The 24,178-nt window shown below is 63.0% G+C and carries 28 protein-coding genes; 16 read left to right on the forward strand and 12 right to left on the reverse strand.

Annotated elements, in window-relative coordinates:
• Nucleotides 1-20 precede the first annotated feature (20 nt).
• On the forward strand, nt 21-2,144 hold the full coding sequence (locus R6U53_RS08145) for a CDC48 family AAA ATPase (RefSeq protein ID WP_410321859.1): 2,124 nt from the start codon (nt 21-23) through the stop codon (nt 2,142-2,144).
• On the opposite strand, the gene R6U53_RS08150 is transcribed toward R6U53_RS08145, so the two are convergent.
• Nucleotides 2,141-2,725, reverse strand: a complete 585-nt coding sequence (locus tag R6U53_RS08150; protein ID WP_410321860.1) for a DsrE/DsrF/DrsH-like family protein — start codon at nt 2,723-2,725, stop codon at nt 2,141-2,143. The two genes, R6U53_RS08145 and R6U53_RS08150, sit on opposite strands and share 4 nt — an antisense overlap.
• A 2-nt stretch (nt 2,726-2,727) precedes the next feature.
• Nucleotides 2,728-2,982, reverse strand: coding sequence for a sulfurtransferase TusA family protein (locus R6U53_RS08155; RefSeq protein WP_410321861.1), 255 nt, complete (start codon nt 2,980-2,982; stop codon nt 2,728-2,730).
• 243 nt (nt 2,983-3,225) lie between these two features.
• Here R6U53_RS08155 and R6U53_RS08160 point away from each other — a divergent pair, with 243 nt between their 5' ends.
• From R6U53_RS08160 to R6U53_RS08185, 6 genes are all read left to right on the forward strand, one after another.
• A complete protein-coding gene (locus R6U53_RS08160) occupies nt 3,226-4,425 on the forward strand; it encodes an MBL fold metallo-hydrolase (protein WP_410321862.1) in 1,200 nt (399 codons plus the stop codon).
• A gap of 39 nt (nt 4,426-4,464) precedes the next feature.
• Nucleotides 4,465-4,977: a YeeE/YedE family protein gene (locus R6U53_RS08165; protein ID WP_410321863.1), complete on the forward strand. Its 513-nt coding sequence runs from the start codon at nt 4,465-4,467 to the stop codon at nt 4,975-4,977.
• Nucleotides 4,974-5,435, forward strand: a complete 462-nt coding sequence (locus R6U53_RS08170; protein WP_410321864.1) for a YeeE/YedE family protein — start codon at nt 4,974-4,976, stop codon at nt 5,433-5,435. Before R6U53_RS08165 ends, R6U53_RS08170 begins: the two co-directional genes overlap by 4 nt.
• Before the next feature lie 262 nt (nt 5,436-5,697).
• On the forward strand, nt 5,698-6,183 hold the full coding sequence (locus R6U53_RS08175) for a peptidase dimerization domain-containing protein (protein WP_410321865.1): 486 nt from the start codon (nt 5,698-5,700) through the stop codon (nt 6,181-6,183).
• The gene (locus tag R6U53_RS08180; protein WP_410321866.1) at nt 6,162-7,346 is read left to right on the forward strand and encodes an inorganic phosphate transporter; all 1,185 of its coding nucleotides are present in this window, start codon (nt 6,162-6,164) and stop codon (nt 7,344-7,346) included. Before R6U53_RS08175 ends, R6U53_RS08180 begins: the two co-directional genes overlap by 22 nt.
• Before the next feature lie 75 nt (nt 7,347-7,421).
• Nucleotides 7,422-7,799 carry a thioredoxin family protein gene (locus tag R6U53_RS08185; RefSeq protein ID WP_410321867.1) on the forward strand — a complete coding sequence of 126 codons (378 nt, stop codon included), beginning with the start codon at nt 7,422-7,424 and terminating at the stop codon, nt 7,797-7,799.
• 6 nt (nt 7,800-7,805) lie between these two features.
• On the opposite strand, the gene R6U53_RS08190 is transcribed toward R6U53_RS08185, so the two are convergent.
• Both R6U53_RS08190 and R6U53_RS08195 read right to left on the reverse strand, forming a co-directional pair.
• Nucleotides 7,806-9,179, reverse strand: coding sequence for a geranylgeranyl reductase family protein (locus R6U53_RS08190; protein ID WP_410321868.1), 1,374 nt, complete (start codon nt 9,177-9,179; stop codon nt 7,806-7,808).
• Between the two features lie 51 nt (nt 9,180-9,230).
• Complete coding sequence (locus R6U53_RS08195) at nt 9,231-10,409, reverse strand: MFS transporter (RefSeq protein ID WP_410321869.1); 1,179 nt, start codon at nt 10,407-10,409, stop codon at nt 9,231-9,233.
• A 274-nt stretch (nt 10,410-10,683) separates the two neighbouring features.
• Here R6U53_RS08195 and R6U53_RS08200 point away from each other — a divergent pair, with 274 nt between their 5' ends.
• The 3 genes from R6U53_RS08200 (at nt 10,684) to R6U53_RS08210 (ending at nt 12,704) form a co-directional block, all read left to right on the forward strand.
• Complete coding sequence (locus R6U53_RS08200; protein ID WP_410321870.1) at nt 10,684-10,962, forward strand: hypothetical protein; 279 nt, start codon at nt 10,684-10,686, stop codon at nt 10,960-10,962.
• A 117-nt stretch (nt 10,963-11,079) separates the two neighbouring features.
• Complete coding sequence (locus tag R6U53_RS08205; RefSeq protein ID WP_410321942.1) at nt 11,080-11,868, forward strand: aldo/keto reductase; 789 nt, start codon at nt 11,080-11,082, stop codon at nt 11,866-11,868.
• 86 nt (nt 11,869-11,954) lie between these two features.
• A complete protein-coding gene (locus tag R6U53_RS08210) occupies nt 11,955-12,704 on the forward strand; it encodes a hypothetical protein (RefSeq protein ID WP_410321871.1) in 750 nt (249 codons plus the stop codon).
• A gap of 19 nt (nt 12,705-12,723) precedes the next feature.
• On the opposite strand, the gene R6U53_RS08215 is transcribed toward R6U53_RS08210, so the two are convergent.
• A complete protein-coding gene (locus tag R6U53_RS08215; RefSeq protein ID WP_410321872.1) occupies nt 12,724-13,785 on the reverse strand; it encodes a M42 family metallopeptidase in 1,062 nt (353 codons plus the stop codon).
• Between the two features lie 41 nt (nt 13,786-13,826).
• Nucleotides 13,827-14,573: an NAD(+)/NADH kinase gene (locus R6U53_RS08220; RefSeq protein ID WP_410321873.1), complete on the reverse strand. Its 747-nt coding sequence runs from the start codon at nt 14,571-14,573 to the stop codon at nt 13,827-13,829.
• A gap of 123 nt (nt 14,574-14,696) precedes the next feature.
• On the opposite strand from R6U53_RS08220, the gene R6U53_RS08225 reads away from it, so the two are divergent.
• Nucleotides 14,697-15,758 (forward strand): polyprenyl synthetase family protein, encoded by a 1,062-nt coding sequence (locus R6U53_RS08225; protein WP_410321874.1) that lies wholly within the window; start codon nt 14,697-14,699, stop codon nt 15,756-15,758.
• A 38-nt stretch (nt 15,759-15,796) separates the two neighbouring features.
• On the opposite strand, the gene R6U53_RS08230 is transcribed toward R6U53_RS08225, so the two are convergent.
• Both R6U53_RS08230 and R6U53_RS08235 read right to left on the reverse strand, forming a co-directional pair.
• Complete coding sequence (locus R6U53_RS08230) at nt 15,797-16,207, reverse strand: DUF5778 family protein (protein ID WP_410321875.1); 411 nt, start codon at nt 16,205-16,207, stop codon at nt 15,797-15,799.
• Between the two features lie 107 nt (nt 16,208-16,314).
• Nucleotides 16,315-16,509, reverse strand: a complete 195-nt coding sequence (locus R6U53_RS08235; RefSeq protein ID WP_410321876.1) for a cold-shock protein — start codon at nt 16,507-16,509, stop codon at nt 16,315-16,317.
• 125 nt (nt 16,510-16,634) lie between these two features.
• Here R6U53_RS08235 and uppS point away from each other — a divergent pair, with 125 nt between their 5' ends.
• Nucleotides 16,635-17,552: a polyprenyl diphosphate synthase gene (uppS, locus tag R6U53_RS08240; protein ID WP_410321877.1), complete on the forward strand. Its 918-nt coding sequence runs from the start codon at nt 16,635-16,637 to the stop codon at nt 17,550-17,552.
• Nucleotides 17,553-17,579: 27 nt separating this feature from the next.
• On the opposite strand, the gene R6U53_RS08245 is transcribed toward uppS, so the two are convergent.
• The gene (locus R6U53_RS08245) at nt 17,580-18,188 is read right to left on the reverse strand and encodes an undecaprenyl diphosphate synthase family protein (protein WP_410321878.1); all 609 of its coding nucleotides are present in this window, start codon (nt 18,186-18,188) and stop codon (nt 17,580-17,582) included.
• 83 nt (nt 18,189-18,271) lie between these two features.
• Between R6U53_RS08245 and R6U53_RS08250 the strand changes: the two genes are divergently transcribed.
• A complete protein-coding gene (locus tag R6U53_RS08250; RefSeq protein WP_410321879.1) occupies nt 18,272-19,597 on the forward strand; it encodes a DUF92 domain-containing protein in 1,326 nt (441 codons plus the stop codon).
• Complete coding sequence (locus tag R6U53_RS08255) at nt 19,594-20,001, forward strand: GNAT family N-acetyltransferase (RefSeq protein WP_410321880.1); 408 nt, start codon at nt 19,594-19,596, stop codon at nt 19,999-20,001. Before R6U53_RS08250 ends, R6U53_RS08255 begins: the two co-directional genes overlap by 4 nt.
• Here the strand turns inward: R6U53_RS08255 and dnaG are convergent.
• Together dnaG and R6U53_RS08265 are read right to left on the reverse strand one after the other, a co-directional pair.
• Nucleotides 19,978-21,258: a DNA primase DnaG gene (gene dnaG, locus R6U53_RS08260; RefSeq protein ID WP_410321881.1), complete on the reverse strand. Its 1,281-nt coding sequence runs from the start codon at nt 21,256-21,258 to the stop codon at nt 19,978-19,980. The genes R6U53_RS08255 and dnaG overlap by 24 nt on opposite strands.
• Before the next feature lie 158 nt (nt 21,259-21,416).
• A complete protein-coding gene (locus tag R6U53_RS08265; protein ID WP_410321882.1) occupies nt 21,417-21,842 on the reverse strand; it encodes a bis(5'-nucleosyl)-tetraphosphatase in 426 nt (141 codons plus the stop codon).
• A gap of 124 nt (nt 21,843-21,966) precedes the next feature.
• Here R6U53_RS08265 and R6U53_RS08270 point away from each other — a divergent pair, with 124 nt between their 5' ends.
• A complete protein-coding gene (locus R6U53_RS08270; protein ID WP_410321883.1) occupies nt 21,967-22,296 on the forward strand; it encodes a 30S ribosomal protein S10 in 330 nt (109 codons plus the stop codon).
• Nucleotides 22,297-22,351: 55 nt separating this feature from the next.
• Complete coding sequence (locus R6U53_RS08275) at nt 22,352-23,623, forward strand: amidohydrolase (RefSeq protein WP_410321884.1); 1,272 nt, start codon at nt 22,352-22,354, stop codon at nt 23,621-23,623.
• Nucleotides 23,624-23,627: 4 nt separating this feature from the next.
• On the opposite strand, the gene R6U53_RS08280 is transcribed toward R6U53_RS08275, so the two are convergent.
• Complete coding sequence (locus R6U53_RS08280; protein ID WP_410321885.1) at nt 23,628-24,125, reverse strand: NYN domain-containing protein; 498 nt, start codon at nt 24,123-24,125, stop codon at nt 23,628-23,630.
• Nucleotides 24,126-24,178: the final 53 nt, after the last annotated feature.

A 24,178-nucleotide genomic window follows, 5' to 3' on the forward strand; every position in this document is an offset into this window, starting at 1 on the left:
CGGCGCCCGGAATGAAACGCATGGCCCGGCAGGTCACGCTGACGGTGAAGAGTGCCGAAAAACGGGATGCGGGACGCGGTGTCGCCCGCCTGCCGGAGTCCGCTCGACGCTCGCTCGGCGTATTGAGCGGTGATACGGTCGTTATCGAGGGCGGGCGGCCGACCGTCGCGAAGGTATGGCCCGCCGGAGGAACCGACGGCATCGTCCGTATCGACGCCGAAACACGCGCCAACGCGGACGTCACCATCGGCGACACGGTGACGGTCGCTCCCGTCTCGATCGTCGACGCCGATCGCGTCGTCGTCGAGATCCCCGTGCACGCGGATGACGAACTGCTCGATTCGATCGCGAGCGGGCTTCGAGATCGCCCGCTACGGGCGGGCGAGACGGTCCGCCTCGAACGCCCCGGTGTCCGTGCGACGGTCGTCGAGACGACCCCCGACGGGACCGTTCGGGTGACCGGACGGACAACGATTCGTGTCCGCGAACGTCCCGCCCCCGGTCGGGACGACGCGACGGAGGCGGGGACACCGACATCGACCGACCGCACGGCCCCGGAGCCGACCTCTGACGTGACGTACGAAGACATCGGCGGGTTGGACGAGGAACTCGAGCAGGTTCGCGAGATGATCGAACTGCCGCTGTCCGAACCCGAACTGTTCAGAAAGTTAGGCGTCGATCCGCCGTCCGGCGTCCTCCTGTACGGGCCGCCCGGGACCGGTAAGACGCTCATTGCGAAAGCCGTCGCCAACGAGGTCGACGCCCACTTCGAGGTGATCGACGGACCGGAGATCGTCTCGAAGTACAAAGGCGAAAGCGAGGAGCGGCTCCGGGAGGTGTTCGAGCGCGCCATCGAAAACCAGCCCGCAGTCGTCTTCATCGACGAGATCGACTCCATCGCCGGCACCCGAGACGAGGACGCCGACATGGAGAATCGGGTCGTCGCCCAACTGCTGACGCTCATGGACGGGCTCGAAGATCGGGGACAGGTCATCGTCGTCGGCGCGACGAACCGGGTGAACGCGATCGATCCCGCGTTGCGGCGCGGCGGTCGATTCGACAGAGAGATTGAGATCGGTGCCCCAGACGAGCGGGGCCGCCGAGAAATACTCGACGTTCACACTCGAGGGATGCCGCTCGCCGCCGACGTCGACCTCGAGTATCTCGCCGCCAGAACGCACGGGTTCGTCGGAGCCGATATTCACTCGCTGGCGACCGAGGCCGCCATGCGGGCGCTCCGGGATCGCGATTCCCGCGAGGAACTGTCGATTACGAAGGCCGACTTCGAGGCCGCACTGACGGCCGTCGATCCGTCGACGATGCGTGAATACGTCGCGGAAACGCCACACGCGACGTTCGAGGACGTCGGCGGACTCGACGAAGCAAAGAGGGTACTGACTGAGGCGGTCGAGTGGCCGCTCTCGTACACCGCACTCTTCGAAGCGACGAACACCGATCCGCCCTCCGGGATCCTCCTGTACGGGCCGCCCGGGACCGGCAAGACGCTGTTGGCGCGGGCGCTCGCGGGCGAAAGCGACGTCAACTTCGTCTCCGTCGCCGGTCCGGAACTGCTGGATAAGTACGTCGGTGAGTCCGAAAAGGCCGTCCGTGAGGTGTTCGATCGCGCCCGCCAGGCGGCTCCAGCGATCGTCTTCTTCGACGAAGTCGATGCGCTAGCCGGGGTTCGAGGAAACGCGAGCGAGGCCACGGAGCGCGTCGTCTCGCAGTTGCTCGCGGAACTCGATGGGCTCTCCGAGAACCCGAACGTCGTCGTCATCGCGGCGACGAACCGTCGCGACGCGCTTGATCCAGCGCTGTTGCGTCCCGGACGACTCGAATCACACGTCGAGGTTCCGAATCCCGACATCGATGCCAGACGCGAGATACTGGCGGTTCACACGGCCGGAAAGCCCATCGATGACGACGTGGCGCTCGACGATCTGGCCGATCGGACGGACGGCCTTTCGGGCGCGGAGATCGAATCGCTCGTCCGCGATGCGTCCATGCGAGCGATCCGGGAACTGGCCGACGAGATCGGTCCCGAGGAGGCTACTGAGCGAGCCAACGAAATCAGAATCGGGCGGGACCATTTCGAGACGGCACTCTCGGCTATAGAGACGAAACGATCAGAAAAGTCCGCTTAGACCAGCAGTTGAATGTCGGCATCGACCATCTCTTGAAACGCCGAGGCGGCGCCGACGCCGGTTGTGACGCCGTCGTAGAAGTCCCCTTCGTCGTAGCCGAGCAGGTCGATAGTCATCTGGCAGGCCTGCAGATCGACGCCGCTCTCGAGGGAGACCTCGATCAGTTCCTCGACGCTCGCGACGTCGTTGTCCGCGATCTTGTTCCGCATCATCCGGGTCGTCATCCGATCCATTCCCGGGAGGGCCGCGATCGCGTTCGGAACAGGCATGTTCGGGTTCCCGACCGAACTCAATTTGAGGTTCTTCGAGTTCTCCTCGTGGAGGATTTCGAGCCCCCAGAACGTGTGGAAAACGGTCACATCGTAGCCGAACGCGGCGGCCGTGCTCGCGAGGATGAGCGGCGGGTAGGCCATGTCGAGCGTCCCTTTCGTCGCGATGATGACCATCTTCTTGGTGTCGTCGTCGACTTCCGTTCGAACCTCCGACAGTTCGGACTCGAGATCGTCGACGCGGGCCTGTAACTCGGCGATCTCCTCGGCCGACAGCGTCGCGTCCGATCCCGTTTGTGTGTCCGTGCTCATGCTCACTCTGCCTTCTGGATGTAGTGTTTGTACACCGATTCGCCGCCCTCGGTCGCTTCGACCTGGTCGAGCAATTCGGCATCGTCGGTCGAGTTTGCCCACCCGGCGATGTCGCTCATGCTTCCGGAGTCCGTCGAAATGACTTCGAGGGACTCGCCCGCTTCGAGCTCCTCGAAGGCACCTTTCGTCTTGATGACCGGCATCGGGCAGTTCTGTCCTTTCACGTCGAGCGTCTCGGATGTGGTTTCCGTACTCATTGTTTTGATTCCCCTGTATTGGGGTTAATGCACAATATTAGCCCGGTTCCAATAAGTGTATCGATTTTTGTAGAGTATTTGAATAACCGGGACATGCTGGGGTATCCGACAATTGCCTCATCACGTGCACTTACGCGTGCTCAAGGAAGGTATTAATGCGAGAATGCGCCCACATCATATTGTGTAATAGTTGAATAACTATGCAAACTCTTAAGTTAGTCTGGTGAATACGTGGTAGTACAGATGGACCTAGAAGCGATGGACTTCCCGACCCCCGAATCGGACGTCGAATCGATCACACCGGAATCGCTCAAAGCACGCATCGATAGCGGCGAGAACGTGACGATCCTCGATGCGCGCATGGAGGGCGACTACGAGGAGTGGCGGATCGACGGCGAGAACGTCGAGTCGATCAACGTCCCGTACTTCGAATTCCTCGACGAGGAGATCGACGACGACGTGCTCGCATCGATCCCCGACGACGAACACGTGACTGTCCTTTGTGCGAAAGGCGGCGCGAGCGAATACGTCGCGGGTGCGCTTGCGGATCGGGGTTACGACGTCGATCACCTCGAGGAGGGAATGAACGGCTGGGCGTCGATCTACGAGGCTCACGAGGTCTCCGAGTACGACGGTAGCGGGACGCTCCTGCAGTACCAACGTCCCTCGAGTGGCTGCCTCGGTTACCTCGTCTATGACGGCGAGGAGGCCGCCGTGATCGATCCGCTTCGGGCGTTCACCGACCGCTATCTCGCGGACGCCGAGGAACTCGGCGTCGACCTCAAATACGCCTTCGACACGCACGTTCACGCGGACCACATCTCCGGGCTTCGTGAACTCGGTGCAGCGGGCGTCGAAGCGGTCCTCCCGGAAGCCGCTGTCGATCGCGGCGTCACCTACGCGGACGAAGTCACGCTGACGGCCGACGGAGACACCTTCGAGGTGGGCAACGCGACCATCGAGACGGTTTTCACGCCCGGACACACGACCGGAATGACTTCCTACCTCGTCGACGATTCGTTGCTCGCGACCGGTGACGGGCTCTTCATCGAGAGCGTTGCTCGACCCGACCTCGAGGACGGCGACGAGGGCGCACCCGACGCGGCGCGCATGCTGTATGACTCCCTGCAGAACCGCGTCCTCACCCTCGACGACGACGTGCTCGTCGGCGGCGCCCACTTCAGCGACGCCGCAGAAGCAGCCGAAGACGGTACCTACACGGCACCGATCGGCGAGTTGAAGTCGCGGATGGATGCGCTCTCGATGGACCAAGAGGACTTCGTCGAACTGGTGCTCTCGGATATGCCGCCTCGCCCGGCCAACTACGTGGACATCATCGCGACCAACCTCGGTCAAGAGGAGATCGACGACGACGAAGCGTTCACCCTCGAGTTGGGGCCGAACAACTGCGCCGCAAGCCAGGATGCGCTCACGAGTGACTGAGGGCGCCATAACGATGACGGCTAAGATGGGTGTACATCGATGATCACGCAACTCCTCGGATCCGGGGCGGTCGAAACGCTGTTCCCGAACGGGATCTACCGCTACGCTATCGGCGGGATCCTCGTCGGTGCGGCGACCGCGCTGATCTACTTCGGCACTGGAATCGCCGCCGGAGCGAGCACGTTCCTGGAGTCGACGCTGTCGTACGTTTCGGATCAAGAACGGTTCCAGCAGTATCGACCGTCCCGCGATTGGCGGGTCGTGTTCACGATCGGCATCGTCGGCGGCGCGGCGATCTACGCGCTGATCTACCAGGGAGAACCGTGGTCGCTGACGGGTAGCGCGTGGGTCACCGAGATACAGCCGTGGCGGCTGTTCTTCGGCGGGATCCTCGTCGGGATCGGCACCCGGATCGGGAAAGGGTGTACGTCCGGTCACGGGATCTGCGGCGTCGGGTCGGTTTCTCGAACCTCGCTGGTCGGGGTCGTGACCTTCCTGATCGTCGCGATCGTCACCGCGAACCTCGTCGCCGCTGCGGGGGTGACGCCATGACATCGGATCGCCATCCGTTGTTTATGCCGCTGATCCTCGTCGGTGGGCTGATCTTCGGGTTCGGACTCGGATTCAGTCACATGGCTCGGCCGGAGGTCGTCATCGACTTCCTGACGTTCGAGGACCTCGGCCTGCTGTTCGTGATGTTCGGCGGCTCGATCGTCGCTGGACTCGCCTTCTGGACTCTCCCGCGGCTTCGAGACGGTGCACCGCTGACCGGCAAACCGTACGGACGCCGGCTGAAGTCGTTCGACCGGAACGTCCTGATCGGCGGGTCGATCTTCGGCGTCGGTTGGGGGCTGTCGGGAATCTGTCCCGGCGCAGCCTACGCCAGCCTCGGCATCGGTAACTGGGTGATCCTCTATGCGATCGGCGGAATGTTCCTCGGCGCCTACGCCCAGGGCGTCTGGCGGAGCCGACAGACGACCTCGAACGCCGCCGTTCCGAGCGACGACTGATCGGACTCGCCCACGAGCTTTCTAAGATCATGCCCCACGAGAACCCGGTTTCGACGATCTCGACCGAGCGTGTCCTCGGTATCGCGAGTGAGCTGGTCGCGAGCGATACGCGGAATCCGCCCGGCGCCACGCGTGTACCCGCCGAGCAGGGGGGATGTGTTCCTTGTCGAGATAGGCTCCCGTCAGACGCTCACGGCTTTCGGCGCGCGAGTTACCCATCTCGCCGATCATCGACGGGACCCTCACCTACTGCGAGGAAACGATGGACGCCGGAACGGCTCGAGGCCGCACCGAACGACCGATCGTCAACCTCGGCCCGATCGGGGGCGGTGAAAGCGTGACCACGGTCCCGCGAACAGCGGACACGCAGGTGGAGATTCGGCTGACTGCGGGCGCCGAAATGAACGAGGCGCTCGCCGATATCCGAGACAGCCTCCCCGAGCACCCGTACGTCACGATCACTGACGTCAGTTGGTCCGCGGGGACGTGGGAACCGCTGTACAGTCCGCCTCTAGATGGTGCCACGAGGACTACGCGGACAGTCATCGACGGGCGGATCTATCGGCGGAGCGCGACCGGTGGCGGCGACGCGAAGGGGTATCGAGAGGTCGGTATTCCGACTGCGGAGTTCGCGCTCGGGACCGACACGGCACGCGCCGTCGACGACCACACCAGCGCTGACGCGCTCACGCTCAACGCTGAAGTGTACATTCGTCTCCGTGAGATATGGATGATCTCGATCGAATGACGGAGTTCATCCCCCCGTTTGTGGTTGCCCTCGTCGCCAGTGCCTTCATGTCCTGGGCGCTCGGTGCCGGCTCCAGCGGTTCGACGCCGTTCGCTCCGGCTGTCGGCGCGAACGCGATTTCGATCATGCGCGCGGCGTTTCTCGTCGGTTTCCTCGGATTCGCCGGCGCGAGCCTACAGGGTGCGAGCGTCTCCGAAGCGGTCGGCAGCGAGTTGATCGTCGGACTGACGCTTCCCACCGTCGCGGTGATCGTCGTGTTGGTGACCGCCGCCGGGCTGATGGCGATCGGCATCGTGACCGGCTACCCGATCGCGACCGCATTCACCGTTACCGGGGTGGTTATCGGTTCGGGACTCGCACTCGGCGGTGATCCAGCGTGGGCGAAATACGCCGAAATCGCGACGATGTGGCTGCTCGCTCCCATAGTTGGCGGTGGAATCGCGTTCGGTATCGCGCGTATCCTCCCGAGAGACGACGTACCGGAGCGGTTCAGCGTCCCGGTTATCGCGGCCGCCGTCGGCGCGATCGTCGTCAACGTCGAGTTCGCGCTTCTCGCGTCCGGCGAGGAGATGGCTTCGGTGGCCGCCACCGTGGGGGCCACGTTTCCAACGCCGTGGCTCGGCCGGATCGCCGTCTCGGGTGTGGCCGCAGGCGTCGCTCTTGTGATCGTCTACGCTCAGATCACCTCGAACGTTGAGAGGGGGCTTCGATCCTTTTTGCTCCTCCTCGGCGGTCTAGTTGCGTTCTCGGCCGGTGCAAGCCAAGTCGGACTCGCCGTCGGGCCGCTCGTTCCGTTGGTCGAAGGGACGATGATCACGGTGACGGCGCTCGCGACCGGTGGCGGTGTCGGATTACTCCTCGGCTCGTGGACCGCCGCTCCACGGATGATCAAAGCGATCGCACAGGATTACGCCTCTCTCGGGCCGCGCCGATCCATCGCGGCGCTGTTTCCCTCGTTTGCCATCGCACAAGTCGCAGTCCTGTACGGGATCCCCGTCTCGTTCAACCAGATCGTCGTGAGTGCGATCATCGGCGCCGGCGTCGCAGTCGGTGGATCCGATGTCATCAGCAAGCGAAAGATCGGCGTCACGATCGGCGCGTGGATCGGATCGTTCCTCCTCGCGTTCGCGATCGGATACGGCGTTTTGAGCGTCTATCCGTGACGGGTCTCACGATCAGCACGATAAGCGGTCCTCCGACGAGAGTTTATATATGCGCGTCGTGTAGTATTGCGCATAATGGGCAACAATGAAGCCGCAGAGCAGTCGTCATCGGAGAATCGACCGGCGAGGCTCGTCGACGGAGACGATCTCGACGCCTTCGTCGAGGGTTCAACCGTCGCACTGGTCGAGTTCTACACGGAGGGATGTGGGATCTGTCGGAGCATGGAACCGGTTCTCGGTAACCTCGCCCGCGAACTTGATGCCGCCGTCGGCCTGATAAACCCCCGCAACGATCCGCCCCTCGTCGAGCGGTTCGATGTCCGGAGCGTTCCGCTGTTCGTTCTCTTCGTGGATGGATCACCGGTCGCTCGCCGCGCGGACGGATTTATCGGCGGCGACGAGCTCGCGATGTGGGTGTCGGAAAACTCGACGGTACCGGCTACTGATCTGTAATTCCAGTCAGTACTTCGGCTCGGCGCCGGTCAGTTCGTAGACGTCGTTCATCAGGCTGTCCCGTCGGGATCGCCAGTTTTCGAATCCGTCGCTCGTCGTCGGGTAGTCGTCGTAGATCGATTTGAGTTCGGTCGCGAGGTCGTTGAGCTTTTTCAACTCGAAGAGCGTTCCCCAATGACCGAACGTCTTGACGGCTGTTTTGATCTTCAGCGGCCAGCTCATCGAGGCGGTTCCTTCCAGCGCCAGGGCGTCCGCGAGCTGTTGACCGGGCATCGCGCTCACGATGTCGACGAGTTCGTCGACGTCGTAGGTGCCTCCCCAGATGTTGTACAGATCCATCGCGGCGAATCGCTTGCCGAAATCCGTCTGCACGCGGCGGTTGTACTCCCAGAGGGCGTCCTCGTCGTCGGTCGTTCCGTCAGCGATGGCTTCCATCGCCGCCTCCGCGGCCCACGTCCCGGCCTTCGCCGCACCGGGGATCCCGCCACCGGTACAGGGGTTGACGTGCGCGGCCGCGTCGCCGACCGCCATGTACCCCGGCGCGACCGCCGAATCGAGGGGTCGACGCGTCGGCAGGGCGGCACCAAGTTTGTCTTTGACGGTCGCGCCTCGGAACTCCTCGCGGCTTCGGATATCGCGCTTGAGGTGTTCGACCAACTGCATCGGCTCTTTGTTCATCTGAAACCCTAACCCGACGTTGATCTCCGTCGGCGTCCGCGGGAAGTACCACAGATAGCCGAGTTCGGCGGTCGGCTTGAACACGATGGCGTTGTGCCAATCGACCGGTTCGTCGAGTTCGATGACTTCACGGTAAGCCGAACAGAACTGCTGGTAGTTGACGTTCGTATCGAACGTTGTCCCGTCGAAGTCGGCCTTGTCCTGCAGGACTGACAGCGAGCCGGCGGCATCGAGCACGACGTCCGCTTCGTACTCGACGACCGAGCCACGTTCTGTCGCCGTGACGCCGCGAACCGCGCCGTTTTGCACGACGTCTTGAACGACGGTCTCGTAGTGGATATCCGCGCCGGCCCGTTCTGCTTCCTCCAAGAGCACTTCGCCGTAACGCTTTCTATCGACGATCGCGCCGCTCCCGCCGCGAAATCCGATGTCGAGGTTCTTGTTCGTCTTCGGGTTCTCGAAGCGAGCGAGCGTGATTCCCTCGTTGGTGAACGATTCTTCGCGGAGGTAGTCGAGATCGATGACGTCGGGGAACGTGCTCGTTCCCTTGATCGCGTCGCCGCAGGCGATTTGGCCACCGTCCTCCTCCGTTTTTCGCTCGAGGAGGGCCACGTCGAGGCCCTCTCGGGCAGCCGTCGCTGCGGCGAAACAGCCAGACGTTCCGCCGCCTACGACGACGATGTCGTACGATTCGGGGGGCATGTGTTCGAGATTACACGGTCCGACATAAATAATCCATCCGTTACGAGCGTTTTAAATGGGGTCCGCCCCCGGTCGCCGACCCTCGAGTACCAAATACACCGTGAGTAGACATTCGAACGCTAACACGGCGGCGACAGCGCCAAACGCGATTCGCCATCCGGCAACGTCGGATAGCGACCCGACGACGACGCTCCCGAGCGCGCCGACAGTCATGTACACCGTTCGGACGAGTCCGAACCCCGTAGCGCGCTCGCTGGCTCCGAGAATGTCTATGAACCTGGATTGGACCGGCGCACCCCACGACATCGCCAATCCAACGAGCGGAATCGCCGCCAAAACGACCGCTCCCGACCCGACAACGAGAGACCCGTACCCGAGGACGCCGGTACCGAACGCGATCGCGGCGATCCGGTCGCGCCCGAAACGATCCGAGAGCGTACCCAACAGCGGTTGTGTGAGCCCGTGAACGACGAAGTACCCGGAAAAGAGCACGCTCGCCCCCGCCGCCGAGTAGCCGTGGTGTTCGATGAGGAACGTCGGCAGAAACGACGCGGTCGCCTGCCAGGAAAACGCTCCACCGACCGAGAGGAACATCGTGTATCTGATCTGCGGTCGACCAAGCAGTTCGCGGAGTGGGGCGACCTCGAACCGGGAACGCATTCGAACGTTCGGTCGCGCCGGCGGTGTCGGGTCGATCCGGAGCCAAAACAGCGTGAAGGTGGGGATCGCGACCGCCGCACCCAACAGCAGCGCCGGCCGCCAGCCGTAGCGCACACCGACCGCAGCCGCTGCGATGGGCGCGAGCAACCCCGCGATCGGGCCACCCGTCATGTGAATACCGATCGCCCGGCCAACTTGATCGAAGTGCCGAGCGAGAAACGAGGTCGCGACGCTGTAGTGGAGGCCGGCACCGGCACCGAGGGCGACGGCCGTTATCGCGAACACCGGGTATGAGGGGGCGAGCGCCAACAGGGTGCTCGCTGTCGCCGTCAGTCCGAGCGCGGTGAGGATGACTCGCCGCTCCCCGAGTCGGCCCGAGAGGATCCCACTCGGAAACTGCGAGAGAGCGTAGGCCGCCCACATCCCCGTTAGTGCGAGACCGATGGTCCCCTTCGAGACGGCGAAGTCGGCCGTGATCTGTGGGACGACGGGGCTGATGACGAGACGAGCGACCATCGTCGCAGTGAACGCGAGGGTACACAGCGTCAGGGCGACATATCGGTACTGCACGACATCACACGTTCCAGTTCGGGGGGAAACACCCTTTCGATCCGATGCGACCCGAACTCGGATTCGCGACAGCGATCGCCGAGTGAATTATGTGCCCACAGTCGTGACGGATCGGTAACCGATGAGGTTCCCCACACTCGCTACACGTGCTCCGGACGGTTCCAGACGAGACGTTCTTTCGATTGTGAGTATGGCTACATCGTCCCTGTTAGCCGGGTGTAGCGATCGTATCGTACCCGATGGGTCCCGAGGAGAGGGTGATACGATCGAGGTCATGGTCGAAAACCGAACGAATGAACGTGCAGCGATCGGCGTCCGAGTGGAAAATGACGACGGGGGAGTGCTGTTCAGTCGCGTATACGAGATGGAGCCGGGCCACCTCGATTCGTCTGCCGGCATCGAAACGACTCCAGCGACCGTGACCGCGTTCACTCCCGAGGGTACCTCCAGAACGTGGCGATATGCGCCCAATCTGGCCGCGGATTGCGATGGTGAGGACATCGGGATCCCCCTCCAATCGGACGGATCGATCGACTCGTGGTACGCCTGTTGAGTACATCTCATGCATCATCGAACGCCGCTGCGACGATGCATTCGCAATCGTCTTTGGGTCGACAACCGGAGTTCAACCATGTCGAGTCAACACCACGAAGCACCCGATCGAAGCGGCATGCCGGGCCTCGGTCTCGGTACATGGCAAAACGACGATCCTGACGCCTGCGCCGAATCGGTTCGTATCGCGGTCGAGATGGGGTATCGGCACGTCGATACGGCCCAGATCTATCGCAACGAGGGCGCGGTCGGTCGCGGACTCACCGAGGCGTCGGTCGACCGAGATGACGTCTTTCTCGCAACGAAGGTATGGATCAACAAACTGGCGTACGACGACGTGATCGAATTGACCGAAGAGAGCCTCGAACGGCTCGGGACCGACTACCTCGATCTGCTGTACGTCCACTGGCCGTCCGGCGAGTACGACCCCGAGGAGACGCTGTCCGCGTTCGAACAACTCAGAGACGACGGTCTGATCGAACGGATCGGTGTCTCGAACTTCGAGCCGAACCACCTCGAAGCCGCCCAAGCCGCCATCGACGCGCCGATCTTCGCGAATCAAGTCGAGATGCATCCGTTGCTCCAACAGCACGAACTCCGCGAGTTCTGTGCGGACGTCGGGGTCGAACTCGTCGCGTACTCGCCGCTGGCCCGCGGGGACGTCTTCGAGGTGGACGTACTCTCGGACATCGCCGACGCGAACGATGTCAGCGAAGCGCAGGTTAGCCTCGCGTGGCTCCGCGAGAAGGGCGTCACGACGATCCCGAAGGCGACCGGTTCGGAGCACATCCGCGACAATTGGGCGTCGCTATCCCTCGAATTGAGCGGTGACGAGATCGAACGTATCGACGCGATCGACACCGAACGCCGGAAGATTAATCCCGACTTCGGCCCGAGCGCGTGGTAACCTCCCGCGACCGTGAGAACTCGCTCGGGAGATGCACCGAGTGAGGAGGCCGGAACCTATTTTTATGCGCCACGGAAGGATGTAGTATGACCGAGGGCGGCCTCATCGAGGGACTGAAGATCGACGTCCTGCGGCTTCACGAGACTTGGATGGAACTCGTCTTCCCCCGACAGCGGACGGCCGTCCACCAGGTGCTCGGCAAGTGGAAACCTCGCACGCGCGGGGACACGATCAAATACCGAATCTGGTCCGTGATCGGCGTCCCGCTCGTCGCGTTACTGTATCCGTTCTTGCTCGTCGGATTCGCCGTCAGATTCAACGCCCGGCGCTTCAATACGGCGACGACCCGACTCGGCGTCGTCGGCGTGGTGATCCTCACAGCACTGATCTGGGGTGGACTGACGGCGCTCGCGCGGGTTCGGCTCGACTTCGACGGCTTCCTCGCCGTCGGCGCTGCGAGCGCCGTCGCCGTCGTCTCCGCCGGACTCGCGGCTATATTTACCCGGATCGGGGGACGCGGAACGACCGTCGTTTTGGGCTATCCGTTCGCGATGAACGCAGTCTTCCTCCCACCGGTCGTCGCGGCGCTGTACGATCCCACGCTGACCGGCGTGCTCGAACGGAGCGAATCGCTCGCGATATTCCTCCTCGACAACCTGCTGTACGTCTACGATATCAACGAGTATCTTCGGACGAACTTCAGTCTCGAGGGGATCGGCGTCGTACTGATGTGGGTCGGTATCGCGACCCCGCTGGGGTGGTTCCTCGGACTCGTCGTCACGCTCGCAGACCTGATTCGTCCGCGGTCGAACGGCGGAGACGGCGGTGACGGCTAACCCGCGGTTCGAGCGGGGCTCAAAGCGTGTAGTCGTGCGTGCCGTCCTCTGTTTCGAGGGTGGCAACGAGGAGGTCGATCGTCGCCGCCACGTCCCCGTGGTGAACGCTTTCGGTCGGCGTGTGTAGATATCGCGTCGGAACGGAGATCGCTCCTGCGGGTCGTGCGCCACCGGCCCGTTGTAGCCCGCCCGTGTCGGTCCCGCCAGCCGGTAACACTTCCAGTTGATACTCGATGTCCCGGTCCTCGGCTACCTCCCGAATCCGTCTATGGAGCTTGTGGTTGGTGATGACGCTCGAGTCTTTCAGTTTGATCGCCGCCCCGTCGCCAAGCTGGGTCACCTGTTCGCCGGGGTCGAACCCGGGGACGTCGTTCGCTACAGTGGTATCGATCGCGAGCACGAGATCGGGGTCCAGATCGACGCCTAGGGCGGACGCGCCGCGGAGGCCGACCTCCTCTTGGGTCGTCGCGGCCAAGTGGACCGTCACGTCGGGATCGTCGAGACGACGTGCGGCCTCGATCATCGCGAGGACGGACACGCGGTTGTCGAGTGACTTCGCCGTGAGGCAGTCTCCGACACGGCCGAGTCGTCCGTCCATCGTGACGAGATCGCCGACGGAGACGCGCTCCTCGACCGTCTCGGCGTCGAGACCGACGTCGATTCGGACGTCTTTGACTTCGGGGATCGATTCTTTTTGCTCCTCGGTCAGGGTGTGCGGCGGAACCGCGCCGATGATTCCCGGTAGCGGTTCGTCGTCGGTGTGGACGGTGACGCGTTGGGCGCGAAGCACCCGCGGATCCCAGCCGCCCAGCGCATCGAGTTCGAGGAACCCCTCGTCGTCGACGTGTTTGATCATGAAGCCGATCTCGTCGACGTGGGCCGCGACGACGACCTCGTACCCCGGTGTCGCTCCCTCGATCGTCCCGACGAGGTTACCCATCGAGTCGGACCGAAGCTGATCGACGTGGGGTCCAAGTTCGTCGCGGACGAGCGCCCGAATTAGGTCTTCGTATCCCGGGACGCCCGGCGTTTCGACGAGTTCCGTGAGCAGTTCGTGATCGAAGTCGAAGTCGCTCGACATACGACGATCTGCGGTCGCGCGCATCATAACACCGTCGCGCGTTACTCGTCGACGGTCGGCCCACTCCGATTTCCGAACGCTCCGGCGGAGTCCGCGAGGACGTACGTCTCGATAGTGCCGGTCGTCGAGAGCGTGATCGGATCGCCCGCCTCGACGAGCAGTTCTCGACGGCCGTCCGCGAGCAGTTCGACGGGTGTTTCGTCGCGTTCGATGCGGAACTCGACCGAGTCGATTCGAAGCACCCAATGGCCGGCGGCCGTCGCAAACGGAGCGATCGGCACTACCGAGACGACGCCGAGCCCCGGCTCGATAACCGGGCCGCCAGCGTTGCGGTTGTAGCCGGTGCTCCCCGCCGGCGTCGAGGCGACGACGCCGTCGGCTCGGAACCTCGAGACCCGTTCCCCATCGCAGCAGACGGAGAACTCCGAGATCCGCGCCGGTTCCGCGGCCATGAGTGCGACGTCGAAGACCGTTCGAACGGAGGGGAACGAGCCGGTGACCGCGACGACGGGGTGACCGACCGTCGGTGGCTCGTCGCGTTGGATGCGTTTAATCGAGGCTTCGAGCCGGTCGAGTTCGATCGACGGAACGCCGCTTTCGACGTCGACCGCGAGTATGGGTACATCGACACCCACGTCTGCGAGGTCGCGTATCGCCGGTTCGGCGTATGCGACGACGAACGCTACGTTGTCGAAGGTCGACATGTCTTCGATCGGCTCTGCACCGGCGGCTTCGATGACCTCGACCGCTCGTTTATCACCGACGATTCCGACGCGCTGTCCGCTCATCGATCCGATCGACGGCCGGGGGGATGAAAAGTCTCCCCGTCGGAGACCGTCGTCGGTGCAGTTGCTGGCGACGACCGGAGACACACGGGAGAGTTTTTATTCTATCACCGCAAGTCTCGTCACATGTACGGCGTGCTCGCGGAGTGGCGGCCCGTTGTCGATGAGACCATGGAGTCGCTGCTCCCCCGAACGATCGACGACGCCTATCTCGCGGATTTCTTCGGGGAGCCGACCTACTCGTACGATTCGACGGCGCTTCAGGAGGCGCTCTCTGATCCGATCTGGAATCTCCTCGATCGCGGCGGAAAGCGCTGGCGTGCAGTCCTGTTTTTGATGTTCGTCGAGGCGTTTGGCGACGATCCGGAGTCGTATCTCGAATACGCCGTCATCCCCGAAGTGTTACACAACGGGACGATCATCGTCGACGACGTCGAAGACGGCGCGACGCATCGGCGAGGTGAATCGGCGTTACACCACACCCACGGGACGGATATCGCGCTCAATGCCGGCAACGCGATGTACTTTTTACCGCTGAAGATCATCATCCGAAACCCCGCCCAACTCCCCGCCGACGTTCGTCTCAACGCCTACGAAATGCTGATGTACGAACTCAATCGGACGCATCTCGGCCAGGGGATGGACATCCGGTGGCACAATCAAAAGGAGATCGATATCACGGAGTCGGAGTATCTCGAGATGTGCGCGTGTAAGACGGGGTGTCTCGGTCGTATCGTGGCGAGGCTGGCAGCGATCGTAACCGATAATCCGGACGCCGAGTCAGCCGTCGCGGAGTACGCTGAGGACATGGCTATCGCCTTCCAGATCGCCGACGACGTGCTCGACGTGGAGTACGCTCTCGAAGAGGGCGGGGACTTTGGGAAAGGGGTCGGCAACGACGTTCGGGAGGGGAAAAAGACGCTGATGGCGATCCACGCCGCGGAACACGCTTCCCCAGAAGACGCCGCCCGCCTCGAAGAGATCCTCTGGGCCGACGGGAACACGGACGATGAAGTGCGCGAGGCAGTCGACATCCTCGAATCCACGGGGAGCGTCGAGTACGCCCGGACGGTCGCAGAGGATCTCTCGGAGTCGTCGAAGGCTCGCCTCGACGCGCTCGATCTCGAACCGGATCCGGCGTCGAAGCTCACCACGTTCGCCGAGTTCGTCGTCGAACGGGACGTCTAATCGTTGCGTCGAACATCTCGGAGAAACACGGAACACCTCTATGACGGTTCGCTCTCGACCCCCGTCGCGCCGAATCCGAGTTCCTCGACGCCCCGTACGATCGCGTCCTGATCGGCGTCGGCTTCGTAATAAAAGACGATATCGTATGTCGATTCACGCATGAGTTGTTGACACTCCCAGACGAACTCCTCGCCGTCGAGCGTGAGTCCCTGGTGTTGATTGACGCCGAATCTGTCGTCGTCGTTCCCGGAGTAGACGTAGGTATCCTTCGGCTCGATTCCGGCCGCCTCGGCGATGACGTTGCCGATGTCGAGCGTCGCCTGATGAAGCGTCGGCTCCTCCTCGCTCGTTAGATCGGTGTCGACGATCACGCCGTTGAGTTGAATCTCGCCGGGTTCTAAGAGCGCTCTCGTCCGCTGATACAGATCGTCGTCGATGGCCTCACCCATACCGGACCCATCGCTATCGAGGGTAATACAGGTCACGGTCCGTGGCGGTACCGCCCGCACCGCGCCGCTATCGGAATTCTGTGCCGTTACTGGGGTAGACCGGGAAGCTAGACCCGTTTTAGGTTCTTCGCTCGCGGACCCTTGTCCGCCTGCTCGATGTCGAATTCGACCTCGTCTCCCTCCTCCAGATCGGGGCCGCCGACGTCCTCCATGTGGAAGAAGACGTCTTCGTCCGAGTCTTCGGTTTCGATGAAGCCGTAACCGCCAGTATCGTTGAAGAAATCAACCACGCCTTTCGCCATAACGTGCGAATAGACGGCGGTATGATATAAAAAATCTACGCCGATCGTGATCGCGACGATTTTTTGCTCCTCACCGGCCGAGAAAAAACAACACTCATGCGTTCTCCCCCCGTCAGCCCGGATAGATGGTGCAACGGTTTCGGAGGACGTTCCGGCGACTCTACGAACGACTGTTGGAGCGCGAAATCTCCGGGGTACCAACGCACGTAGCCGTCATTCAGGATGGTAACCGTCGATACGCGCGCGAACACGGCGAGGAGAAGACGGCGGGCCACCGCGCCGGTGCGGATACGACCGAACGCGTGTTGGAGTGGTGTGCCGACCTCGGAGTCGAGGAGTTGACGCTCTACGCGTTCTCCACCGAGAACTTCGACCGGCCGCGGGAGGAGCGGGAGGCGCTGTTTGATCTCATTACCGAGAAGCTCCGTGGGTTCGCGGATCGGGCAGAGGTACACGACCGGGAGGTTCGGATCCGCGCGATCGGCGAGACACAACGACTCCCCGAGCGCGTTCGCGACGCGATCACGTACGCCGAAGAGCGCACCTCCGACTACGATTCGCTGCACCTGAACGTCGCGCTCGCCTACGGTGGGCGTGCGGAACTACTCGGCGTCGCCCGCGAAATCGCTCGCGAAGCCGCGAACGGCGATTGTGATCCAGCGAACGTAACCGTCTCGGAGATCGAGACCCGCCTGACGACGGGGCCGACGCGAGCCGTCGATCTCATCATTCGAACGGGCGGCGACGAGCGGACGTCGAACTTTCTGCCGTGGCACGCCAACGGGAACGAGGCCGCCGTCTACTTCTGTACACCGTATTGGCCCGAGTTTTCCCGCGTCGACTTTCTCCGGGCGATCCGGACGTACGAATCCCGGCAGGAATCGTGGAGACGAACCCGGGCACAGCGGGCGGCAGCACTCATCCGGGCGGCCGGCGATATCGACCGCAGTGGCGGGATCGGACTCGACAATATCGACGACTCCGCCCTCGAGGGAGGAGACGATGTCGAAGAACCGACAGATCCGGATTCATCGATCGCCTGATCGATTTTCGAGCCCTCGACCCGCATCTCAGCGGCCGAATCGACGCTTCCGTTCTTGGAACTCACGGACTGCGCGGAAAAAATCTCGCCGTCTGAAATCCCGCCAGTTGACGTCGGTGAAGTACAGCTCCGAGTACACCGACTGCCAGATGAGGAAATCCGAGAGGCGTTCCGCACCGGTCTTGATGACGAGATCCGGGGGAGACTGAAACACGAGCCGTCGCTCGATTTCCGACTCGTCCACGTCCTCCGGGTCCAACGCTCCAGCTGCCGCGTCCTCCGCGATCCGTCGAACCGCCGTTGCGAACTCCTGGCGGCCGCCGAGACCGATACTCACCTGTACCGGCGCGTCGGCCACGCTCTCGGCACCTGGTTCACGGATCGCGACTTCGTGGGGGCACTCGAGATCGGAAAGCGCCGTTCGGAGCGTCGGTATCACGGCCTCGTCCAGCACACTCACGTAGATTAGCACTTCCTGGCCGCCGATCTCGAACGCCCACTGGAGGAACGACGCGAGCGTGTCGTACGCACCCCGTTCGAGGAGGTCGTGCTCCGTGATGACGAGCGCGATCCGTTCCGGAACCCCGCCGTCGCTCAGACGAATCCGTGTGGCGAGGTAGCGATCGTACAGTCCCACGAACGGACGTTCGTCCCCGTCGGCGTGAACGTGTCGGTCCGCTCTTCGGGAAGGTTAAGTGATCAACGGGGATATCTCGGTGCGTGACCGGAGACATAGCGCGCGCCATCGGCTACCTCCTCGTCGGGAGCGCAACGCTACTCGCTCCGGTTTTGGACGGACGGGTGGACGGGTCGGCCGCTGCCATCGGGACCATCGCCCCCTTCGCGCTGCTCGCGGCCGTCGCGCTCGTATCGAACGACGGTCCGCTATTCGAGTTCTTCGCCCGCGACGGTGATCGAGAGGAGAACCGGCTGTATAGCCTCGCCTCCTTCGCGTTCGCCGTCGCGGCCCTCGCATTGCTCTTCGTCGGGTTGAATCTGCCTCTCGTCGCCTTCGTCGCGGCGGTATTCGTGTTGACTGGCGGCAATCTCGGGCAGCGCGTGGCCGTCTCTCGGATGCCGGTCCCCGTCGTCGGGGCTTCGGTGTTCGCGGCCTTCGGAACGATCGTCGCGACGCTTGCGGTGTTCGTCGCCGGCCGACTCGGCGGCACCGTTCCCTCGTTCCCGCTCGTCCTCTTCGTGGTCGCGAGTGGGGCGCTCGTCGGCGCGCTCGTCAGAACGACGCTGTCTCCGCTAGACGACTCGCTGGTACTGCTCTCGACCGCGCTCGTCATCTGGTTCCTGCTCGAATTGGGCCTCGACCCGGGCCTCGGTCGGATCGCGATCGGCCTCTCGGTGACGATCGCGCTGGGCTACGTGGCCTACGCACTCGGGACGGCCTCGACGACCGGAACGTTGAGCGGCGTGTTGCTCTCGCTTTGGGCAATCGTTCTCGGCGGGTACGGGTGGTTCGTCCTCCTCATGACCTTCTTCGGCCTCGGTGGGTTGGCGTCGAAATACCGCTACGAGGAAAAACTGGCCCGCGGTATTGCACAGGAAAACGAGGGCGCACGCGGCGGCAGCAACGTGCTCGCGAACTCCGCGGTCGCTCTCGTGGCCGTCGTCGCCTACGCCGCCTCCGACGGGATGGGCGTCGACGCGGTCTTCTTTCAATTCGCTTTCAGTGGTGCGGTCGCGGCGGCACTCGCGGATACGTTCTCCAGCGAATTCGGTGGCCTCTTCGACTCACCGCGGCTGATAACGACGCTCGAACCCGTCGATCCCGGAACCGACGGCGGCGTCACGTGGCAGGGCGCACTCGCCGGGGCGGCAGGGTCGGGGCTCATCGCGGCGCTCGCGTTGTTCTTTTTTACGTTCGAATTCGTTGCCGCACTCGCAGTCCTCGGTGCAGGTGTCCTCGGGATGGTCGTCGACAGTTTCCTCGGCGCGACGCTCGAAGGGGATCGCTTCGGCAATCAGGCGGTCAATCTGCTCGCGACGCTCTCCGCCGGGCTGAGCTGTGGCCTCGTCGCGTTCGCCCTCGTATGATTCGCCCAATAGAACCCTCCGACCATCCGATGGTCCAAACGCTCCAAACGAATCTCACGTACGCAGATCCGACGTGTCTCGACGCCGCGATCAATGGTCCGTTTCTCGGCCGAGTCGCGACAAATCGAGGCCGAGTCATCGGCTATGCGGTCGCTTTCCCCGGTGATCCGGCGACGCTCTCGGAACTGGTCGTCGCCCCCGACGTGCGTCGCGAGGGATACGGCCGCCAACTCGTCGAATCGATCGTCTCGGCGACCGCCGCCGAACGAACCGTCGTCACGACTCCGATCGAAAACCGGGAAGCGAGACGGTTTTATGCGACCCTCGGATTCGAGCGCGAGAAAACGCTCGTCGGTTTTTACGCCGACGGCACGGACGCGTTACGCCTCGCTCGGCGCGAGTAATTGATCGACGGTTCTGATCCGGACGCTCGTCGGGCGCTTGACGAACTCACCCATCGACGCGGCGACCACGTGATCGACGCCGCGTTGGGCGGCGACGTCGAGGATCTTTTGGGTCAACTCGCCGTCGAAGACGACCGCGGTTGGGACCGACTGCTCCTCGACCAAAAGATCGAACGCGTCCCCGGCGTCGCCCTCCGACATCACGCCGAAGTCGTCGTCGAGTAACCTGACGTGGCCGGTTTGCTCACCGATGATCTCCCGGGTGTGATCACGCAGTGTTTCCGGATGGGACGATGTCTCCGTCGAATGCTCACCTCCGCGATTTTCGCTTTCGGCTTCGTCGCTAACCGCTTCGACTGTCGGTTCGGACTCGGCTTCGTCTGACCCAGTGTCGGTTTCGGCCGAGCCGTCCTCAGTTTCGGGATCCGCTTCGAGTCCGGAGTTCGGATCCGAGTGTGCGACCCGATCGTACGGGGCCTTCTCGCGGAGCGCGGTCATCACCTCGTGCCGGGCGAGATCCTCGACCGATCGCCCCTCGGGAGCGAACGCGACGTAGTCGATGTCGCCGACCTGCGCGAGCTCCTTCCGAATGAGTTCGCCGCCCCGATCGCCATCGAAAAAGGCGGTTACTGTCCTGGATTCGGTCAGTTTCGCGATCGCGTCCGGAACGTCGGTCCCCTCCACGGCGACGGCGTTTTTGATGCCGTACTGGAGGAGGGTGAGTACGTCGGCCCGTCCCTCGACCACGATGATCGCGTCGGAATCGGCGACTCGGGGGCCCGCAGGGAGCCCTTCGTATTCCGTGATATCCTCGATCCGAACCGACTCACGGACCTCCTCGACGAGGTCCCGACTGGAGCGCATCGATTCGTCGAACGCGCTTCCGAGGAGCGACTTCGCGCGTTCGACGACCTCACGGCGCTTGGCGGCCCGGACGTCCTCGATCTTTCGGACCTCGATCGTCGATCGGCACGGTCCGACTCGATCGATCGTCTCGAGGGCCGCGCCGAGGATGGCTGTCTCGACCTGATCGAGGCTCGTTGCGATCGTAATCCGCCCGAACGATTGCCCGTTTTGGGAGTCGATTTCGACGTCGATGCGGCCGACTTTCGAGGCGTCCTGTAGCTCCCTGAGATCGAGCTCGTCGCCGAGGAGGCCCTCGGTCTGTCCGAAGACTGCCCCGACGACGTCCGAGCGTTCGACGACCCCCTCCGCTGTGATGTCCGCGTGTACGAGATATTTCGCTGTGTCTTGCATTGGTGAACTGCCCGTTGCCGGGCGATGATGGTGATTGTCGTTCCATGAGTGTCCCCATGGCCGTTTTAAATACGGCTGTAGGCACGTATAAATGATGCGACCCGAAGCGCCGAGTGGCGTCGCTATCGAAGGGGTGTCGAGTTCCGGTCTCGTTCGGGCTACTCCTCGAACTCCTCGTCGATGAACTCGTGGGCTTCCTCGAGTATCTCGCGGGGTCCGTCCTGAGTGATCGTATTGAGCGCCTGCTCGTAGTCGCGCCACTGCAGATCACGGTGTTCCGACGAGAGCTCAGCCGACGCCTCGTAGGATTTCGCGATGAACAGGTGGACCGTCTTGTGGATCGTGTTACCGTTCGCTTCGAACACGTAGTCGTAATCGTCGCGGAAGCCGTTCAAGAGCCGGAAATCGTCGATTCCGGCTTCCTCTTTCACCTCGCGGATGGCGGTCTGCTGTAGTTCCTCGTCGCCCTCGACACCGCCTTTGGGAAACTCCCAATCACCGGGTCGGGACTTGAGCAGCAGGTACTCACGCCGGCCACGCGTATCGCGAAAGAGGATGGCTCCCGCGCTCGTGGCCTCTATCATTACCCATTGGTAAACGGTCATGTAATAAATGGGTATCGGAGGACCGTGACGCCGATCGTTCCGTAATTGACTGCGCCTCGCGGCGATGGATGCGCTTTTGACGGTCGAGCGTCCACAAACGTACATGCCTTTCGTCACCACGTTGACGCTCCAAAGCGGAGATCGGGACGTACTCGAACGGGTCGTCAGGGATATCAAACACCGCGCCGAGCGGAAAGGGGTCGAACTCAGAGGTCCACACGCCGAGTCGCCGGTCGATCGATCCGTTCCGCAGGCAAAGCGGCTCGATGCGAGCGGCCAGTCGTTTCGTCACTGGGCGTACACTGTTTATGAACGTCGTATGGAAATCGTCGGTCACGACGACTTCGCGCGCGACGTCGCCGGCCAGGCGTTCCCCGACGGGATCCACCTCGACGTCGATATCGAACGGATCTCCGCCCCCGGAAGCCGCTAGTCTCTGAGACATCGAATCGCGGGGTCTTATACCGTCTCGGGACCACGATCACGGTATGAGTTCCGAACGCGAACGACTGGTCGAACTACGCAGGGAGTTCCATCGTCACCCCGAGCCCGGTTGGCGGGAGTTTTGGACGACCGCTCGAATCGTCGACGAGGTCGAACGGATCGGTGTCGACGAGCTCCACGTCGGACGCGACGTGCTGGCCGATACGCGACTCGCGGTTCCCGGAGGGGACGAACTGAGCGATTGGATGGATCGGGCCCGCGACGCCGGTGCCGACCCCGACGTACTTGAGGCGCTCTCGGGCGGTTGGACCGGCGCTATCGCGGTGTTGGAGCAGGGCGACGGCCCGACCGTCGGGCTCCGGGTCGATATCGACGGCCTCCCGCGAGAGGAGTCGACCGACGAGGACCACGATCCCGCGCGTGAAGGCTTCCGGTCGGAGACGGGGGCGATGCACGCCTGTGGTCACGACGCACACGCGACGATCGGCCTCGGCGTCCTCGAATCGGTCAAAGGGAGCGATTTTTCGGGGACGTTCAAACTGTTCTTTCAGCCCGCAGAGGAGATCATTGGCGGCGGAAAGCCGATGGCGGATTCGGGACATCTCGACGACGTCGACTACCTCTTTGCGATTCACATCGGACTCGACTATCCGACGGGCGAGATCGTCGCCGGCATCGACGACTTCCTCGCTGTCACCCAGTTTTACACGGCCTTCGAGGGGTATCCGGGTCACGCCGGCGCGCGACCCGAGGAGGGAAGAAACGCGGTTCAAGCGATGGCGACGGCCGTCGGCAACCTCTACGGTATCGAACGCCACAGCGAGGGGGAATCGCGCGTCAACGCCGGTCGAGTCGGCGGCGGCACCGCTACGAACATTATTCCGGAGGAGGCGTTCATTCACGGCGAGGTTCGCGGCGAAACGACCGATATCCGCGATTACGTCTTCCGACGGGCCGAACAGGTTTTCGAAGGGGCGGCCCGCTCCCACGATTGTAGCGCGGACGTGACGATCGAGGGCGAAGCGCCGTCGGCCGAAAGCGACGAGGAGTTGGTCGATATCCTCCACGGGGCCGCCCGGTCACATCCGGACGTCGAGCGGGCGACGCGACGCGGCTCGATCGGTGGCAGCGAGGACGCCACGTTCCTGATGCAGCGCGTCCAACAGCAGGGTGGATTGGCTACGTACGCCTGTATCGGCACTGACCATCCCGGTGGTCACCACACGTCGACGTTCGACGTCGACGAGGATTCGCTTGAACTCGGCGTCGACGTGCTCAGCGAGGCGATCGTCGACGTGTCGCGGATGCGACCGTAGAAGCTTACAACAGATACCGCTCCTGATCGTCGCTCATATCGATGACAGAATCGGCCGCTTCGATCAGTTCGTCGGCCATCGACCCGCCGAACCCGAACACTTCCGTCCGGACTCCCTCGTGACGGAGATGTGTACACAATCGCGCGAAATCACCGTCACCGCTGCAGAGGACGAACGTGTCGATCTTCCCCGCGAGCGTAACCGCGTCGAGACACATCCCGAGATCCCAGTTGGCCTTCTGTGAGCCGTCGGCAAACGTCTTGATGTCCTTGATCTTCGTTTCGAACCCGATATCCCGGAGCGCCTCGAAGAAGTCCTCCTCGGCGGGCGAGTCGGCTCGAATCACGTAGGCAATCGCCCGGACGAGTTCGCGGTCGTCGACCGCGGCGTCGAGCATCGCGGTGTAATCGACGTTCCGTGAGTAGAGACTGTGCGCCGCGTGATACAGATTTTGCGAATCAACGAGAACTGCAACGCGTTGGGCCGCATGAATCGGTCGCATACCGGCTCTCGTCCCGCGTCGATTATAGGTCTTGGTGTCCGGCGACGTATCCC

Origin of the sequence: Natronomonas sp. (genome assembly GCF_046483325.1) — an archaeon.
Classification (GTDB): domain Archaea; phylum Halobacteriota; class Halobacteria; order Halobacteriales; family Haloarculaceae; genus Natronomonas.

Excerpts from the sequence above, each read along its gene's own strand:
- R6U53_RS08200 (WP_410321870.1), top strand. The coding sequence starts at position 10,684 with ATGGTCGAAAACCGAACGAATGAACGTGCAGCGATCGGCGTCCGAGTG.
- uppS (WP_410321877.1), top strand. The coding sequence starts at position 16,635 with ATGGTGCAACGGTTTCGGAGGACGTTCCGGCGACTCTACGAACGACTG.
- R6U53_RS08190 (WP_410321868.1), bottom strand. The coding sequence starts at position 9,179 with ATGCCCCCCGAATCGTACGACATCGTCGTCGTAGGCGGCGGAACGTCT.
- R6U53_RS08160 (WP_410321862.1), top strand. The coding sequence starts at position 3,226 with ATGGACCTAGAAGCGATGGACTTCCCGACCCCCGAATCGGACGTCGAA.
- R6U53_RS08170 (WP_410321864.1), top strand. The coding sequence starts at position 4,974 with ATGACATCGGATCGCCATCCGTTGTTTATGCCGCTGATCCTCGTCGGT.
- R6U53_RS08225 (WP_410321874.1), top strand. The coding sequence starts at position 14,697 with ATGTACGGCGTGCTCGCGGAGTGGCGGCCCGTTGTCGATGAGACCATG.
- R6U53_RS08215 (WP_410321872.1), bottom strand. The coding sequence starts at position 13,785 with ATGTCGAGCGACTTCGACTTCGATCACGAACTGCTCACGGAACTCGTC.
- R6U53_RS08145 (WP_410321859.1), top strand. The coding sequence starts at position 21 with ATGGCCCGGCAGGTCACGCTGACGGTGAAGAGTGCCGAAAAACGGGAT.
- dnaG (WP_410321881.1), bottom strand. The coding sequence starts at position 21,258 with ATGCAAGACACAGCGAAATATCTCGTACACGCGGACATCACAGCGGAG.
- R6U53_RS08155 (WP_410321861.1), bottom strand. The coding sequence starts at position 2,982 with ATGAGTACGGAAACCACATCCGAGACGCTCGACGTGAAAGGACAGAAC.
- R6U53_RS08205 (WP_410321942.1), top strand. The coding sequence starts at position 11,080 with ATGCCGGGCCTCGGTCTCGGTACATGGCAAAACGACGATCCTGACGCC.
- R6U53_RS08185 (WP_410321867.1), top strand. The coding sequence starts at position 7,422 with ATGGGCAACAATGAAGCCGCAGAGCAGTCGTCATCGGAGAATCGACCG.
- R6U53_RS08270 (WP_410321883.1), top strand. The coding sequence starts at position 21,967 with ATGCCTTTCGTCACCACGTTGACGCTCCAAAGCGGAGATCGGGACGTA.
- R6U53_RS08150 (WP_410321860.1), bottom strand. The coding sequence starts at position 2,725 with ATGAGCACGGACACACAAACGGGATCGGACGCGACGCTGTCGGCCGAG.
- R6U53_RS08255 (WP_410321880.1), top strand. The coding sequence starts at position 19,594 with ATGATTCGCCCAATAGAACCCTCCGACCATCCGATGGTCCAAACGCTC.
- R6U53_RS08265 (WP_410321882.1), bottom strand. The coding sequence starts at position 21,842 with ATGATAGAGGCCACGAGCGCGGGAGCCATCCTCTTTCGCGATACGCGT.
- R6U53_RS08180 (WP_410321866.1), top strand. The coding sequence starts at position 6,162 with ATGGATGATCTCGATCGAATGACGGAGTTCATCCCCCCGTTTGTGGTT.
- R6U53_RS08220 (WP_410321873.1), bottom strand. The coding sequence starts at position 14,573 with ATGAGCGGACAGCGCGTCGGAATCGTCGGTGATAAACGAGCGGTCGAG.
- R6U53_RS08165 (WP_410321863.1), top strand. The coding sequence starts at position 4,465 with ATGATCACGCAACTCCTCGGATCCGGGGCGGTCGAAACGCTGTTCCCG.
- R6U53_RS08235 (WP_410321876.1), bottom strand. The coding sequence starts at position 16,509 with ATGGCGAAAGGCGTGGTTGATTTCTTCAACGATACTGGCGGTTACGGC.
- R6U53_RS08175 (WP_410321865.1), top strand. The coding sequence starts at position 5,698 with ATGGACGCCGGAACGGCTCGAGGCCGCACCGAACGACCGATCGTCAAC.
- R6U53_RS08280 (WP_410321885.1), bottom strand. The coding sequence starts at position 24,125 with ATGCGACCGATTCATGCGGCCCAACGCGTTGCAGTTCTCGTTGATTCG.
- R6U53_RS08210 (WP_410321871.1), top strand. The coding sequence starts at position 11,955 with ATGACCGAGGGCGGCCTCATCGAGGGACTGAAGATCGACGTCCTGCGG.
- R6U53_RS08230 (WP_410321875.1), bottom strand. The coding sequence starts at position 16,207 with ATGGGTGAGGCCATCGACGACGATCTGTATCAGCGGACGAGAGCGCTC.
- R6U53_RS08275 (WP_410321884.1), top strand. The coding sequence starts at position 22,352 with ATGAGTTCCGAACGCGAACGACTGGTCGAACTACGCAGGGAGTTCCAT.